Annotated in this window: 14 protein-coding genes; 7 read left to right on the forward strand and 7 right to left on the reverse strand. The window is 71.5% G+C overall.

Annotation, left to right across the window (positions count from 1 at the left end; genetic code table 11):
- Nucleotide 1: 1 nt before the first annotated feature.
- The 3 genes from ACTWJ9_RS09640 to ACTWJ9_RS09650 all read left to right on the forward strand — a co-directional run bounded on the left by ACTWJ9_RS09640 (nucleotide 2) and on the right by ACTWJ9_RS09650 (nucleotide 3198).
- The gene (locus tag ACTWJ9_RS09640; RefSeq protein WP_388702636.1) at nucleotides 2-772 is read left to right on the forward strand and encodes an ABC transporter permease; all 771 of its coding nucleotides are present in this window, start codon (nucleotides 2-4) and stop codon (nucleotides 770-772) included.
- Nucleotides 773-1096: 324 nt separating this feature from the next.
- Nucleotides 1097-2344, forward strand: coding sequence for an ABC transporter ATP-binding protein (locus tag ACTWJ9_RS09645; protein WP_279333821.1), 1248 nt, complete (start codon nucleotides 1097-1099; stop codon nucleotides 2342-2344).
- Nucleotides 2341-3198, forward strand: coding sequence for an ABC transporter permease subunit (locus ACTWJ9_RS09650; protein ID WP_279333822.1), 858 nt, complete (start codon nucleotides 2341-2343; stop codon nucleotides 3196-3198). The genes ACTWJ9_RS09645 and ACTWJ9_RS09650 overlap by 4 nt, the downstream gene beginning before the upstream one ends.
- Nucleotides 3199-3226: 28 nt before the next feature.
- On the opposite strand, the gene ACTWJ9_RS09655 is transcribed toward ACTWJ9_RS09650, so the two are convergent.
- Nucleotides 3227-3559 (reverse strand): ATP/GTP-binding protein, encoded by a 333-nt coding sequence (locus ACTWJ9_RS09655; RefSeq protein WP_279333823.1) that lies wholly within the window; start codon nucleotides 3557-3559, stop codon nucleotides 3227-3229.
- Nucleotides 3560-3801: 242 nt separating this feature from the next.
- Here ACTWJ9_RS09655 and ACTWJ9_RS09660 point away from each other — a divergent pair, with 242 nt between their 5' ends.
- A complete protein-coding gene (locus tag ACTWJ9_RS09660; protein ID WP_279333824.1) occupies nucleotides 3802-4830 on the forward strand; it encodes an LLM class flavin-dependent oxidoreductase in 1029 nt (342 codons plus the stop codon).
- An 82-nt stretch (nucleotides 4831-4912) separates the two neighbouring features.
- On the opposite strand, the gene ACTWJ9_RS09665 is transcribed toward ACTWJ9_RS09660, so the two are convergent.
- Entirely contained in the window at nucleotides 4913-5305 is a 393-nt protein-coding gene (locus ACTWJ9_RS09665; protein WP_279333825.1) for an SCO5389 family protein, read from the reverse strand.
- Between the two features lie 314 nt (nucleotides 5306-5619).
- Between ACTWJ9_RS09665 and nucS the strand changes: the two genes are divergently transcribed.
- Nucleotides 5620-6291 (forward strand): endonuclease NucS, encoded by a 672-nt coding sequence (gene nucS, locus ACTWJ9_RS09670; RefSeq protein WP_279333826.1) that lies wholly within the window; start codon nucleotides 5620-5622, stop codon nucleotides 6289-6291.
- A 101-nt stretch (nucleotides 6292-6392) separates the two neighbouring features.
- On the opposite strand, the gene ACTWJ9_RS09675 is transcribed toward nucS, so the two are convergent.
- The 3 genes from ACTWJ9_RS09675 to ACTWJ9_RS09685 all read right to left on the reverse strand — a co-directional run bounded on the left by ACTWJ9_RS09675 (nucleotide 6393) and on the right by ACTWJ9_RS09685 (nucleotide 10667).
- Complete coding sequence (locus ACTWJ9_RS09675) at nucleotides 6393-8978, reverse strand: ATP-binding protein (RefSeq protein WP_279333827.1); 2586 nt, start codon at nucleotides 8976-8978, stop codon at nucleotides 6393-6395.
- Between the two features lie 328 nt (nucleotides 8979-9306).
- Complete coding sequence (locus ACTWJ9_RS09680) at nucleotides 9307-9630, reverse strand: STAS domain-containing protein (protein ID WP_279333828.1); 324 nt, start codon at nucleotides 9628-9630, stop codon at nucleotides 9307-9309.
- 188 nt (nucleotides 9631-9818) lie between these two features.
- Nucleotides 9819-10667, reverse strand: coding sequence for a 3-hydroxyacyl-CoA dehydrogenase family protein (locus tag ACTWJ9_RS09685; protein WP_279333829.1), 849 nt, complete (start codon nucleotides 10665-10667; stop codon nucleotides 9819-9821).
- 301 nt (nucleotides 10668-10968) lie between these two features.
- On the opposite strand from ACTWJ9_RS09685, the gene ACTWJ9_RS09690 reads away from it, so the two are divergent.
- Both ACTWJ9_RS09690 and ACTWJ9_RS09695 read left to right on the forward strand, forming a co-directional pair.
- Nucleotides 10969-11703: a D-Ala-D-Ala carboxypeptidase family metallohydrolase gene (locus tag ACTWJ9_RS09690; protein WP_279333830.1), complete on the forward strand. Its 735-nt coding sequence runs from the start codon at nucleotides 10969-10971 to the stop codon at nucleotides 11701-11703.
- 96 nt (nucleotides 11704-11799) lie between these two features.
- Nucleotides 11800-12372, forward strand: a complete 573-nt coding sequence (locus ACTWJ9_RS09695; RefSeq protein ID WP_387039218.1) for a cob(I)yrinic acid a,c-diamide adenosyltransferase — start codon at nucleotides 11800-11802, stop codon at nucleotides 12370-12372.
- Between the two features lie 112 nt (nucleotides 12373-12484).
- Here ACTWJ9_RS09695 and ACTWJ9_RS09700 read toward each other — a convergent pair whose 3' ends face one another.
- Nucleotides 12485-12670 (reverse strand): DUF397 domain-containing protein, encoded by a 186-nt coding sequence (locus tag ACTWJ9_RS09700; RefSeq protein ID WP_279333832.1) that lies wholly within the window; start codon nucleotides 12668-12670, stop codon nucleotides 12485-12487.
- Nucleotides 12667-13494 carry a helix-turn-helix domain-containing protein gene (locus tag ACTWJ9_RS09705; protein ID WP_279333833.1) on the reverse strand — a complete coding sequence of 276 codons (828 nt, stop codon included), beginning with the start codon at nucleotides 13492-13494 and terminating at the stop codon, nucleotides 12667-12669. Before ACTWJ9_RS09705 ends, ACTWJ9_RS09700 begins: the two co-directional genes overlap by 4 nt.
- Nucleotides 13495-13769 lie beyond the last annotated feature (275 nt).

The following is a 13769-nucleotide window of genomic DNA, read 5'->3' on the forward strand; positions in this document are numbered from 1 at the left end:
CATGGCGGCGGCACAGGTCGTCCGGTCCGAGTGGACCAAGATCCGGTCGGTGGCGTCCACGGTGTGGACGCTCTCCCTGGCGGTGGTCGTCACCATCGCGCTCGGCATGCTGATCTCGGCACTGTCGGCGCGCGAGTTCGACACCATGAGCCCGCGGAGCCGGCTCTCCTTCGATCCGACGTTCATCAGCTTCGCCGGGATGAGCCTCGGCCAGCTCGCGATGATCGTGTTCGGGGTGCTGGTGGTGTCGAACGAGTACAGCACCGGCATGATCCGCACCTCGCTGGCCGCGGTACCGCAGCGCGGTGCCTTCCTGGCCGGCAAGCTCGGCGTGGCCACCGCGCTCGCGCTCGTCGTCTCCATGGTCACCAGCTTCGCCGCCTTCTTCCTCGGGCAGGCGATGCTCGGCGAGCACAGCGCGTCCCTCGGGGACGAGGGGGTGCTGCGGGCCGTCCTCGGCGGCGGTCTCTACATGACCCTGATCGCGGTGTTCTCGATGGGCGTCGCCACCATGCTGCGCTCCCCGATGCTGTCGCTGGGCATCCTGATGCCGTTCTTCTTCCTGATCTCCAGCATCCTGGCCAACGTCGACGCGACGAAGAAGATCGGCTGGTTCCTGCCCGACCAGGCGGGCAGCAGGATCATGCAGGTGGTCGCACCGCTCGACGACGACATCCCGTACGGGCCCTGGGGCGGCCTCGGCATCATGGCGCTGTGGGTGGTCGCGGTGCTCGCCGGCGGATACCTGGTGCTGAGGAAACGCGACGCGTAGGGCCTGTCCGGCGGATCAGGTCGCAGGAAATCGACGGTGCCTCGTCGGCGCGGGTGAGCGGGGCGCCGGGGCCCCTGCTCGAAGAGCTCGGGGGAGGGCGTGCCGGCCCCCGCGTCTGCGGCGTGATCCTCCGGACAGGCCCCAGGGGCAGGACTCGGGCGGGCGAAGGGGGCGCCCGGCCCGGTCCGGAAGGTGGGGTGGGGCGGGGCCGGTTTTCCACCGTCTTTACCTCCCCTTGGGTGGAACCGTCAGCCTCTCGATATCCTCCTAACCCTTACGGGGGGCGTGTGCCCTCGTTGTCCTGAACCTCTCGATGGGCGGAGCATGATCGAGGCAGTCGGCCTGACCAAGCGGTATGGCGACAAGACCGCTGTGTACAACCTTTCCTTCCAGGTGCGCCCCGGTGCCGTCACCGGCTTCCTCGGCCCCAACGGTTCGGGCAAGTCCACGACGATGCGGATGATCCTCGGCCTGGACAACCCCACCGCGGGCCACGTCACGATCGGCGGCTACCCCTACCGCAGGCTGCCCAACGCCGCCCGGCAGGTCGGCGCGCTGCTGGACGCCAAGGCCGTGCACGGCGGCCGGTCCGCCCGCAACCACCTGCTGAGCCTGGCCCAGCTGTCCGGCATCCCGGCCCGGCGGGTGGACGAGGTGCTCGGTGTGGTCGGGCTGCACGAGGTGGCCGGGCGGCGCTCCAAGGGCTTCTCCCTGGGCATGGGCCAGCGGCTCGGCATCGCCGCCGCGCTGCTCGGCGACCCCCAGGTGCTGCTGTTCGACGAGCCGGTCAACGGCCTCGACCCCGAGGGCATCCTCTGGGTGCGCACCCTGATGAAGTCGCTCGCCGCGGAGGGCCGTACGGTCTTCGTCTCGTCCCACCTGATGAGCGAGATGGCGCTGACCGCCGACCACCTCATCGTGATCGGCCGGGGACAGCTCCTGTCCGACATGAGCGTGAAGGACTTCATCTCGGCCAACTCCGCCGACTTCGCACGGGTGCGCACGCCCGACACCGAGCCGCAGCAGCGCGAGAAGCTGTCCGCCGCGCTCAGCGAGGCCGGCGGCCAGGTGCTGCCCGAGCAGGACGGCGCGCTGCGGGTGATGGGACTGCCGCTGCCGCGCGTCAGTGAGATCGCCCACGAGGCCGGCGTACGGCTGTGGGAGCTGTCACCGCACCAGGCCTCGCTGGAGGAGGCGTACATGCGGATGACGCAGGGGGCGGTCGACTACCGCTCGACCGACGACCAGAAGGCAGGGCTCCAGCAGCCGCTGCCGCCGGGCATGCAGCCGCCGGTGCCGGTGCCGGGCCAGGGTCAGCCCGGCTGGTACGCCCCGCCGCCGCCCCAGCAGGGCGCCCAGCAGTTCGGGGCGGCCCCGGGCGCACCGCAGGCTCCCGCGGGCCCGTACGGCGCTCCGGGCGCCCCCGGAGCCGCCCCGGCGGCCCCTCCGGCCAACCCGTACGCCCAGCCCGTCCCGGCAGCCGCTCCCCCGGCGGCCGCGCCGCCCGCCGCCCAGCCCAGCCCGCCCAGCCCGTCCAGCTCCGACGTGGCCAAGCCCGAGGACGCCCGATGAGCACGCCCCAGCCCCCGACCCAGCAGGCCGCGCCCGTGTGGCAGGCGGCGGAGCCCGGCTACCACTCGCCGATCCCGGTGGTGCGCACGCACCTGGGGCACGCGCTCGCCTCCGAGTGGACGAAGATCCGGTCGCTGCGCTCCACGATGTGGACGCTGGGCGTGTTCGTGCTGCTCGTCGTCGGCATCGGACTGCTGACCGGTGTGGTGGTGGCGAGCACCGACACGGACCTGAACGGTGAGAGCGCCCTGTCCCTGGGCTTCTTCGGACTGCTCCTGGGCAGCATGTGCCTCGTCTCGCTGGGCGTGCTGACCACGGCCACGGAGTACGGCACCGGCATGATCCGCACCACCATGGTGGCCTGCCCCTCGCGCGGGCGGGTGCTCGCGGCGAAGGCCCTGGTGTTCTTCCTGATCGCCTTCACGGTGACGCTGCTGTCCGCGACGGCCGTCGCGTTCCTGCACATGGTGATGCTGGAGGGCAACAACGCGGGACAGCCCACCGGCGACGAGTGGCTGAAGGCCACCGTCGGCATCTCGCTCCACCTCGCCCTGCTCGGCACGCTCTCGCTGGCCGTCGGCTCGATCGTCCGGCACTCGGCGGGCGCCATCACCCTCATGATCGGCGCCCTGCTCGCCCCGCTGGTGATCGCGATGTTCATGTTCGCCTCCTCGCTGGAGGGCGTGCGCGACGCCCTGTTCGAGTACTCCATCCCGAACCAGTTGAGCGTCTTCTACTCCAACTCCCTGAGCACGTCCGGACCGTCCGGCTGGGACCCGCTGTGGATCATGCTCGGGGTCACGGCCGCGGCGCTCGGCGGCGCCTTCCTCCTGCTGGGGGAGCGGGACGTGTAGGGGCCGGCCGGAACAGCGACCGCCGGGCTCAGAACCTCGGCGCGTTACGGGACCGCTGCACCCGCGTGGTGCGGCGGTCCTTCGCGTTCCAGCAGGCCTTGTGCCAGTGCCGGCGGTCGTCGGCCCCCGCGTGCGCCGGCCAGGCCACCACGTGCGGCACCCCGTCCGGGATCAGCTGGTCGCAGCCGGGGCAGCGGTACGCCTTGCCCTGGGCACTGGAGCCCGCCACGTGCCGCACGCTCCATTCCTCGCCCTGCCAGTTCTCGGTGGACTGCCAGCCGCCGTACCGCCCGGAACGGTCGTCCCCGGCGCTCCGGCCGGACGAACCGGCTCCCTTGGGTCGGTTGCGACGCGGGGACACAGAACACCTCACGGGGCTATACAGGATGCGGGACCGCTTCCAGCCTACGCGGCGCCGACCGGGGTACGCGTAGGGAACCAAACATCACAAGCTTCCCTTCACAAGAGCGCAACACTCGTTCCAGAACCGCCCATTCTGCAGACAATCCGTAAAATTCCCCTCCCAGCCGTGTCCTCGGCACGTGTCAGACGGTTATGCCCTGTGGGGGAGCTCCGCGTCGGAGCCAAGGAAGCAGGAAAGCAATGCGCGTGGGAAGTTTCGTGTTGGCCGCCCGGTTCCCCGGGCAGGGCGAAGGGGAGGCACTGCACCGAGCGGTCCGTTCGGCCGAGGTGGCCGAGGAGGCCGGGCTGGACGCGGTCTGGCTGGGCGAGCACCACTTCGTGCCGTACGGCACCTGCCCGTCGGCGGTCACCCTGGCGGCGTTGCTGCTGGGCCGCACCCGCCGCATCCGGGTCGGTACGGCGGTCAGCGTGCTGCCCACCGTCCACCCGGTGGCGCTCGGCGAGCAGGCCGCGCTGCTGCACGTCACCAGCGGCGGGCGGTTCTCGCTGGGCGTCGGGCGCGGCGGACCGTGGGTCGACCTGGAGGTCTTCGGGTCCGGCCTCGAGGCGTACGAGAAGGGGTTCCCCGAATCACTCGATCTCCTGACGCGCTGGCTGCGCGACCCCTCGGTCGCGGCCGCCGGGGAGCGCTTCCGGTTCCGTGAAGTGCCCGTCGTCCCGCGCCCCTCGGAGTGCCTCACCGAGGTGGAGGGCCCCGAGGTCGTGGTCGCCTGCACCTCCCCGGCGAGCGTGCGGCTCGCGGCCGAGCGCGGGCTGCCGATGCTGCTCGGCATGCACGTGGGGGACGAGGAGAAGGGCGAGATGGTCGCCCTGTGGCAGCGGCACGCGCGTGCCTGCGGACGGCCGGCGGCGGAGGTCCACCGCGCGGCCCATGTGTCGGCCGGCGTCGTGCAGATCGCCGACCGGCGCACCGACGCGGCGGAGACGCTGCTCAAGGCGCTGCCCGGCTGGCTGCGGCAGGGACTCGAGGCCCATGTCACGGTGGACGGCCGGGAGCGGCGGATGCGCGACCCGCTGGCCTACACCGAACTGCTCTGCGGGCTGCACCCGGTGGGCTCCCCGCGGCTGTGCGCGGACCGGCTCGCCGCGACCAGCGAGCGGACCGGCATCTCCCGGTTCGCCCTGCTCGTCGAGGGGTCCGGCGACCTCGCGGCGACCGAGGAGAACGTACGGCGGCTCGGTGCCGAGGTGATCCCCCAACTCGTCTGAACGAGCGGGGGATTCCGGTGAGACTTGCCGCCCCGGTACAGAGCGCACCTCCCGCGTACGGAGCGGCAAGCTACGTGGCGCGTCAGCAGTCGCGCAGTTCCGGCGACTGGTTCAGCAACTGCCCGCGGACCGAGGTGAACTTGGTCAGCCTCTCGTCGACCGAGGAGTCGAGCGGGAACACGGCCACCCGGTGGCAGTTCTGGAAGGCCAGCCGGACGCCGAAGTGCCGCTGCAGCGCGCCGCGTATCGCGTCACTCGCGAGCGCACGCAGCAGCTGACCGCGAGCCTGCTCGTCCGGCGGAGGCGTCTGGTTGTCGGCGAACTCTCCGCCGTCCACCTTCAACTGGGCCACCAGGGAGCTGATCATCTCCCACGCGTAGGGCAGGGAGGTCCGGACGCAGTCGACGAAGTCTGCTTCGTCGACCTCGCCTCGCTCGGCCTGTTCGAGTAGGGCCGGTGAGACGTCGAGCGACATGGGTTCTCCTCTCGCACCCCCGCCGGGCGGGGGTTGCCTGACAGATACGGGAGTTCGCAGAATCCGACACGCTGCGTGCACACGTCGCGACCTCCCGTTCACTACCGTAAGCAACTGACCGGGGCCGCACCAGGAGAATCCCAGGATGGGGGACTTGCTGTGGGCCGGGAATCGGCCATCGCCGAACACGCGCTTTCCAGGAGATACAGGACACGCCTCGAGGGTCTGGAGTGGCTCCTGCGACCTGGTTCCGAGTCGTTCGCGGGAGCGGGCGAATCGCCTCGACCGCGGCCCGTCGAGTAGCGTTGCCGACCATGCGTCTCGTCATTGCCCGCTGCTCCGTGGACTACGCCGGGCGGCTCACCGCGCACCTGCCCTCGGCACCCCGCCTGATCCTGGTCAAGGCGGACGGAAGTGTCTCGATCCACGCCGACGACCGGGCCTACAAGCCCCTGAACTGGATGTCGCCGCCCTGCACGCTCAAAGAGGGCAGCGGTGACGAGGAGGGGATCTGGACCGTCGTCAACAAGGCGGGCGAGAAACTCATCATCACGATGGAGGAGGTCCTGCACGACTCCTCGCACGAACTGGGCGTCGACCCCGGCCTGATCAAGGACGGCGTGGAAGCGCACCTCCAGGAACTGCTCGCGGACCGCATCGAGACCCTCGGCGAGGGCTACACCCTCATCCGCCGCGAGTACATGACCGCCATCGGCCCCGTCGACATCCTCTGCCGCGACGCCGAGGGACAGACCGTCGCGGTGGAGATCAAGCGGCGCGGTGAGATCGACGGCGTGGAGCAACTCACCCGCTATCTGGAGCTGTTGAACCGCGATCCGCATCTCGCCCCGGTGCGCGGCGTGTTCGCGGCCCAGGAGATCAAGCCGCAGGCCCGGGTGCTCGCCGCCGACCGGGGCATCGGCTGCCAGGTGCTCGACTACAACGCCATGCGGGGCATCGAGGACGACAAACTGCGCCTGTTCTGAGCGGCGTCACGGCATGTGTGGAGGGCCGGCCCCCCCGTCGGGGAGCCGGCCCTCCACACATGCCCGAAAGTGTTCCCGGGCGTCCGCGGACGCCCGGGGTGTCAGATCACCGCTGTTCCGGAGCTGCTCGGTGTGCCCGCCTCGCTGCTCTGCGGGGCGCTCGCCGAACTGCTCGCCCCCGACTCCGTCTGGGCCGGGGTGGAGGAGGTGGGGCCGCTCGCCGAGTCGGACGTCTCCGGCGGCGGCGGGGTGTAGTCCTCCGTCGGGCCCGTCGTCGGGGCGGGCGGATCCGGCGTCGAGGTGGTCGGGGCCGGCTCCGGATCGGTCGTCTCGTCGACGGGATCGCTCGGCTCGGTCGTCTTCGGCGGCTTCGCGGACGAGGACGACGCCGACGGCGTGGAGGGCGTGGTCGTCGAGTCGTCCGGCTTGTCGGTGTCGCCCGGGTCGGCCGAGGCCTCGCCCGACTCCGTGGCCGTCGGCGTCGGGTCGTCGGAGGTGCCGAGGGTGCCGTCCGGGCCGGGGTCGGCGGGCCGGCTGGTGGCGTCACCGGTGTCACCGCCCTCCTCGGTCCGCCGGTCCGCACCCAGGCTGCCGTCGTCGGCCCCCTGGCTCGCGGACGGGTTGACGCCGACGTTCTCCGACGGGGTGCCGGGCTCGTTCTCCGAGGTCGCTCCGAGGGTGACCACCGTGCCCAGCACGGCGACGAGCAGCGCGCCCGCGCCGGCCGCCACGAGGTTGCGCCGGGCCAGGCCCTTCAGCCCGACGCCGGCCTTGGGCGTGGCCTTGGGCGCGAACACCGGCACGGGCGCGGTGTGGTGGACGACCAGGCCGGTGTCGGTGGGCGGCTGCAGCTCCGGGAAGGCCATCGGCACCCCGCGGGGCGGCGAGGCCGACTCCTCGTACCGGGCCTCCGGCACCTCCTCCCCCGCGGTCGGCGCGAGCGCCGCCGGGATGCCGGAGCGGTCGCTGACCAGGGCCAGCGCCCGGCGTCCGGCGATGGCGCCGCGCTTGTCGGCGACGGCCCCGCGCAGGCCGACGGAGGCCTCCAGTTCGGCACGGGCGCGGTCCAGCTCCCCCACGCACAGGGCGTGGATGCCGAGCTCGTGGCGGAAGTAGGCCTCCTCCGCCACGTCTCCGGCGAGCCGGGCGGCCTCCGCGCCGGCCCGCAGGGCCCGCTCCCAGGCGTTCCAGTGCAGGCCCGCGGCGAACGCGGGGGCGGCGGTGCGGGCCAGCTGCACCGCCACGTCCTCCTCGCCCTCGTCGGCGGCCGAGGCGAGCGGCGCCACCACGGCGAGCGCGGCGAGCACCGCGTCGGCCTCGGCGCAGACCCGTTCCGGGGTGACCGAGGGGTGCCCGGCCCACCAGGCGTAGTGCTGGGCGGCGGTGCGGGCCTGCGCCTGCGCCCCGTCGGCGTACCCGGCGGCCTCCAGCTGGGCCGGTACGCCGGCGGCGAGCCGGTAGCGGGAGCCGGCCGGGGCGGCCAGCCCGCAGGCGGCCAGCTCACCGAGCGCGGCGTCGGCGTGGGTGTCGCCGACCAGCGCGGGCAGGTGCGCCTGGTGCGGGAGTTCACCGCCGAGCGCGACGGCGAACCGCAGGGTGGCGCGGGCGGAGGCGCTGAGCCGTGCCGCGAGCAGCGGGGCGGGAGCGGCCGCCTCGCCGAGCGAGGGCAGCGGGACCTCGTCACCGTCGACGGCGTCGACGGCGTCGGCGGGCAGTTCGTCGGACGGGTCGCCGGGCCAGACGTCCTCGAAGACGCCGAACTCGTCGACGGCGCTGGTGCCGGCGCGCAGCCGGTCGCGCTGTCGCAGCAGGGCACCGGCCTGGACGAAGCGCAGCGGCAGGCCCTCGGACTCGAACCAGAGGTCACCGGCCCAGTTCGACTCGTCCTCGGTGAGGTCCCGGTCGACGGCGCGCGCCAGCAGGTCGAGACCGGCCGCGCGGTCGAGTCCGTCGAGGACGACCTCCTCCACGGCGGAGTCGGCCGACGGGGCGGGCACGTCCGGGGTGGCGCCGAGCAGGAAGGCGCACTCGGGTGTCGCGTCGAGCAGTTCGTCGAGGGCGGCGCCGCCGAACCCGAGGTCGTCGATGACGACGACCGCGCCGACCTCACGGAGACAGTCGGCGAGTTCGTCCCGGCCGGGGCGGTACAGCGGCGCGCTGTGCACGGCGTGGAAGAGGTCGTACAGCAGATCGTCGGCGCTGCGGCGGTGGCCGTCCAGGCGGACCACGCCGTCGGGGGCGAGGTCCGCGCAGTCCTCGGCGACGACGTCGAGCAGCCGGGTACGGCCGGCGCCCGCGGGGCCGGTGAGGCGCACGGAGCGGCCGCGGGCGAGCAGCCGGAGCAGCTTCTCCCGCTCGTCCTGGCGGGCCGTCAGCGGCAGCTCCGGCCGGGACGGGCCGGGCGGGACGGGCGGCCGGGCGGCCTGCTCGGCCTCGGCGCGCTCGGCCTCCGTCAGCTTCACGGGGCGTGCGGGCCGCTCGGCGGGCGGGCAGGGTTCTATCTCACTGCCGTCGACGGGATTGACGGTCAGCAGGAAGTCGCCGGAGACGAGCTGCACCGTGCGGGCGAGCACGGGCGTGGGCTGCCCGAAGTCGGATGTGAGGGATTCCCTGGGCGGGCGCTGGCGCGGCGCGTGTCCGTCGCCGTCACGACCGTACTCCTCGGGTCCCGGGTTGTTCGGGTCCATAAGGTCCTAGCCCCCCAAAAGCGTCGTGTGCCTGGGTCCAAGCCCCTCCCGGCCTTGCTGCACACCGCGCTGTCGCTCTTGGCCCGGGCCCGCTCGAGGGTGGATGAGGCAGCGGGCAGCCGAACCCTAAACCTTCTCCCAGTATCTACGACAGTCCGGGGTGGCGTCCGGTCCGGGACATCACAGTCTCGTGAGGATTCTGCGCACGTCGCACGGGTCGCCGGGGGCTCTCACCGGGCCGGCCGGATCCTGCCGGCCGTCGGGTCCGTCCGGCGCATCCGGTTCACCCCGTGCATCCGGTTCGTCCGGCGCGTCCCCCGTACGGACCTCACACACGGGGCGGCGTGTCCACCCCGATGCCCCCCTCGATCGCCAGGATCCGGTGCAGCCGGGTGGCCACCAGCAGGCGCTGCAGCTGTGGCGGTACGTCGCGCAGCACCAGCCGCCGGCCGCAGCGGCCGGCCCGTCGGTGGACCCCCATGATCACGCCGAGTCCGGTGGCGTCCCAGGAGTCCAGCTCGGACAGGTCCAACAGCAGATCACCGACTCCGTCGTCGACGGCCGAGTGCAGGACCGTACGGGCGTCCGCCGCGTTGCGGACATCGAGGCGGCCCCCGACGACCAGTTCGGCGTGGTCGCCCCTGATATGCATATGCGCTCCCGTGCGTGCCGTGCTCCGTTTTTAAGGTGTACAGGTTCTTGAGGTGTTCGGGCTTCTCACGTTTTTGGCGACGGTGATGCACCCTCTGACTGCGTGGAGCCCGCAGAGGTTGCTCCGTGTGAGCGAACCGACACCGAATTCACCCCGGTGCGTGATGAGCACCGAGGTGTTCGGGGTGATCAGTACGCGTAGAAGCCCTGCCCGCTCTTCCGGCCGATGTCACCGGCGTCAACCATCCGGCGCATCAGCTCGGGCGGGGCGAACTTCTCGTCCTGGGACTCGGTGTAGATGTTCCCGGTGGCGTGCAGCAGGATGTCGACGCCGGTCAGGTCGGCGGTGGCCAGCGGCCCCATGGCGTGACCGAAGCCCAGCTTGCAGGCCAGGTCGATGTCCTCGGCGCTCGCCACACCCGACTCGTGGAGCTTGGCGGCCTCGACGACGAGGGCGCTGATCAGGCGGGTGGTCACGAAGCCGGCCACATCGCGGTTGACGACGATGCAGGTCTTGCCGACCGACTCGGCGAACTCGCGCGCGGTGGCGAGGGTCTCGTCGCTGGTCTTGTAGCCGCGGACCAGTTCGCACAGCTGCATCATCGGCACCGGCGAGAAGAAGTGCGCGCCGACGACCCGCTCCGGGCGCTCCGTCACGGCCGCGATCTTGGTGATCGGGATGGCCGAGGTGTTGGAGGCGAGCACGGTGTCCTCGCGCACGATCCCGTCGAGGGCGCGGAAGATCTCGTGCTTGACCTCGAGCTTCTCGAAGACCGCCTCGACCACGACGTCCGCGTCCGCGCAGGCGTCCAGGTCGGTGGTCGTGGTGATCCGGGCGAGGGCCGCGTCGGCGTCGTGGGCCTCGAGCCTGCCCTTGCCCACGAACCTGTCGTACGACGACTTGATCCCGTCGACACCTCGCGTGAGCGCCTCGTCGGTGACGTCGCGCAGGACGACGTCCCAGCCCGCCTGAGCGGAGACCTGGGCGATTCCGGACCCCATGAGGCCGGCCCCGATGACGGCGAGCTTCCGTGCCACTGTGCGACTCCCCTTCGAAACACTCACACACTGTTCCTGTACGTCACTCGCGGACACTAGCGCCCGCGGGCGAATGTGTGAGGGGTTAGTAATGCGTGTCACGTCTCACGCAGTGAGACACCCATCACTCCCGCCGCCTCCGAGGTTCCTCAGGTTCGGCCACCAACCCTCCTGACCGTCAACTCCAGTCATTCACCCACTGATTGTTGACGCGCGTAGCACCGTGCCGCACGCTGGTCGGCGGGCGCCGTCCGGGCGGGCGGCACCCCTCCATCCAGCGACGGACGGTCGGGAGGCCGGAATGCTGAGACGCGCGACACGCACCCTCCTCTCATTTGTCATGATCATGGCGGGTATGGCCCTCGGGGTGGGCGCCACCGCCGGCACGGCGCACGCCGACTCGTGCTACACCTGGAACCGCACCCTGTCCCAGGGCACCTCCGGCAGCGATGTGACACAGCTGCAGATCCGGGTCGCCGGCTGGGTGACCTCGGGCGAGCGGCTCTCCTACGACGGCCAGTACGGTGCCCGCACCACCGCCGCCGTCAAGAAGTTCCAGTCGGCGTACGGACTGCCCGCCGACGGTGTCGCCGGTCCGCAGACCTTCAGCAAGATCTACGCGCTCCAGGACGCCGACTGCACGCCCGTCCACTTCAGCTACGCCGAACTCAACAAGTGCAACTCCACCTGGTCGGGCGGCGCGGTGTCGGCCGCCACCGCCAAGGCGAACGCGCTGAAGACCATGTGGAAGCTGGAGGCACTGCGGCACGCGCTCGGTGACGTGCCGATCACCATCTCCAGCGGCTTCCGCTCCTACGCCTGCAACAGCGCGGTCGGCGGCTCGTCGACCAGCCGTCACCTCTACGGCGACGCGGCCGACCTCGTCGGCTCGCCGAGCTTCTGCACCCTCGCCCGCCAGTCCCGGGTCCACGGCTTCTCCGAGATCCTCGGCCCCGGCTACCCCGGCCACAACGACCACACCCATGTGGCCTTCGACCCGTCACCGTACTGGTCGGCACCCAGCTGCGGGATCTGACCGGCGCTCCACCCCACGCGAGACCGACCGTCACGGCGGGCCGTGACGGTCGGCACACCGGTGTCCGGAAAGCCTGGGCGTCACTAGGCTGGCCGCATGGTCAATCTGACACGCATCTACACGAAGACCGGCGACAAGGGCACCACCAACCTCGGTGACATGAGCCGGGTCGCCAAGACCGACCTGCGCATCGCCGCCTACGCCGACGCCAACGAGGCGAACGCGGTGATCGGCACCGCGATCGCGCTGGGTGCCCTGGACGAGGAGGTCGTCACGGTCCTCACCCGCGTGCAGAACGACCTGTTCGACGTGGGCGCGGACCTGTCGACGCCGGTGGTGGAGAACCCCGAGTTCCCGCCGCTGCGGGTCGAGCAGTTCTACGTGGACCGGCTGGAGACGGACTGCGACCACTTCAACGAGCGGCTGGAGAAGCTGCGCTCCTTCATCCTCCCGGCAGGCACGGCGGGCGCCGCCCTCCTCCACCAGGCCTGCACGGTGGTCCGCCGCGCGGAGCGCTCCACCTGGGCGGCCATGGAGGCGCACGGCGACACCATGAACCCCCTCACCGCCACCTACCTCAACCGCCTCTCCGACCTCCTCTTCATCCTGGCCCGCATCGCCAACAAGGAGACCGGCGACGTGCTGTGGGTACCGGGCGGGGAGCGCTAGCACCCGCCGGCCTTCTCCCCGGGGAGCGGCACGGAAGCCGTCACCGCCGTCAGCCCGTGTGCCCGGAACCGATTGGTCCCTGATCACACGGGCCGACGGCGGCACCCGCCGTTCAGCCCTCCGCACCTCCGAGGAAAGCACCCCAGGCGGAAGGGGAGACCGCGAACCGGGGCCCGTCCTGCTGCTTGGAGTCGCGTACGTGCACGACTCCGGGGGCGAGCGCGACCTCCACACAGTCGTCGCCCTCGGATCCGCTGTAGCTGCTCTTGAACCAGTCCAGCTCGTTGACGGTGTTCATAGCGCTCCTCGCATCCTCTGCAACAACTCCACCGAGTCCGCCGGGGACAGGGCCTGCGAGCGCATCTTGGCATAGCGCATCTGCATCACGCTCACTGCTTCCCGGTCAGAAACCAGCTGTCCGGTCTTCTGACCCTCCGCGTACCCGACCCACTGGCGTTCCGGGGTCTCCAAAAGACGCATGGGCCCATCCGTGCCCGCGTGGTACGGCTGCCGCTGCGGCATGATCTGCAGCTCCACGTTCCACGGTTCCGTGCAGGCGAGGAGATGGCCGAGCAGCTCCCGGGTGACCTCCTCGCCTCCCGTGTGCCGCAGCAGCACCGACTCCTCGACGATGAAGCTGAACGCGATCGGCGGTGTACGCCTGAGCAGGTCCTGCCGCGCCCGCCGCGCGGCGATCCGCTGCTCCAACTGCTCCTCGGTGGGCGGGGGCGGCACGTTGAGCATCACCGCCCGGGTGTACGCCTCGGTCTGGAGCAGCCCGGGCACCACCCGGCACTCGTACGTGCATAGACCGACCGCGGACTCCTCCAACTGAGCCCACTCCCGGAACCAGACCGCCAGTCCCCGCTGCCGCCCGAGGTGCCGGACCATGGCCCGCAGCACCCCGAACGCCTCCAGCGCCTCCTCCGCCCGCTCGACGAAGGCGGCGGTCGGCATCCGTCTTCCCTGCTCGACCGAGGCGACCGACGCGTGCGAGTAGTTGAGCCGCTCGGCGAGCTGCTCCTGGGTGAGCAGGGCCCGTTCCCTGAACGTCTTCAGGGCCGCGCCGAACGCCTTGAGACTGTCGGACGACTCGACTGCTGTACTGCTGCTGTTCGCCATGGACGACCCCCTTGTCGCGCTTGCGGCACACCGTGCAGCCGCACAACGGCAAGACGGCCGGAAGTGGTTACGCGCAAGTCCCAGCCGGACCCCGTACAGGACGACGTGTACGGGGCTCGGCACCGAGGGCTTCTGTGGGAACCGGTACCCGGTTGCTGGTCGATCCGGCGCCGGGGCAAGGCATCGATCCCCAGGGCGTTCAGGCCGGGCGACCGGGTCGTAAGGGATCTGGAGGTGGCGTCACGGGTCGGGGACGGTCGTGCTGCCCGGCGGGC

The sequence above is a fragment of the Streptomyces sp. GDS52 genome, assembly GCF_052246875.1.
Classification (GTDB): domain Bacteria; phylum Actinomycetota; class Actinomycetes; order Streptomycetales; family Streptomycetaceae; genus Streptomyces; species Streptomyces cathayae.

Bases quoted from the DNA above. Each gene is read 5' to 3' on its own strand.
- ACTWJ9_RS09640 (WP_388702636.1), top strand. From the start codon at position 2: ATGGCGGCGGCACAGGTCGTCCGGTCCGAGTGGACCAAGATCCGGTCG.
- ACTWJ9_RS09645 (WP_279333821.1), top strand. From the start codon at position 1,097: ATGATCGAGGCAGTCGGCCTGACCAAGCGGTATGGCGACAAGACCGCT.
- ACTWJ9_RS09650 (WP_279333822.1), top strand. From the start codon at position 2,341: ATGAGCACGCCCCAGCCCCCGACCCAGCAGGCCGCGCCCGTGTGGCAG.
- ACTWJ9_RS09660 (WP_279333824.1), top strand. From the start codon at position 3,802: ATGCGCGTGGGAAGTTTCGTGTTGGCCGCCCGGTTCCCCGGGCAGGGC.
- ACTWJ9_RS09665 (WP_279333825.1), bottom strand. From the start codon at position 5,305: ATGTCGCTCGACGTCTCACCGGCCCTACTCGAACAGGCCGAGCGAGGC.
- nucS (WP_279333826.1), top strand. From the start codon at position 5,620: ATGCGTCTCGTCATTGCCCGCTGCTCCGTGGACTACGCCGGGCGGCTC.
- ACTWJ9_RS09675 (WP_279333827.1), bottom strand. From the start codon at position 8,978: ATGGACCCGAACAACCCGGGACCCGAGGAGTACGGTCGTGACGGCGAC.
- ACTWJ9_RS09680 (WP_279333828.1), bottom strand. From the start codon at position 9,630: ATGCATATCAGGGGCGACCACGCCGAACTGGTCGTCGGGGGCCGCCTC.
- ACTWJ9_RS09690 (WP_279333830.1), top strand. From the start codon at position 10,969: ATGCTGAGACGCGCGACACGCACCCTCCTCTCATTTGTCATGATCATG.
- ACTWJ9_RS09695 (WP_387039218.1), top strand. From the start codon at position 11,800: ATGGTCAATCTGACACGCATCTACACGAAGACCGGCGACAAGGGCACC.
- ACTWJ9_RS09700 (WP_279333832.1), bottom strand. From the start codon at position 12,670: ATGAACACCGTCAACGAGCTGGACTGGTTCAAGAGCAGCTACAGCGGA.
- ACTWJ9_RS09705 (WP_279333833.1), bottom strand. From the start codon at position 13,494: ATGGCGAACAGCAGCAGTACAGCAGTCGAGTCGTCCGACAGTCTCAAG.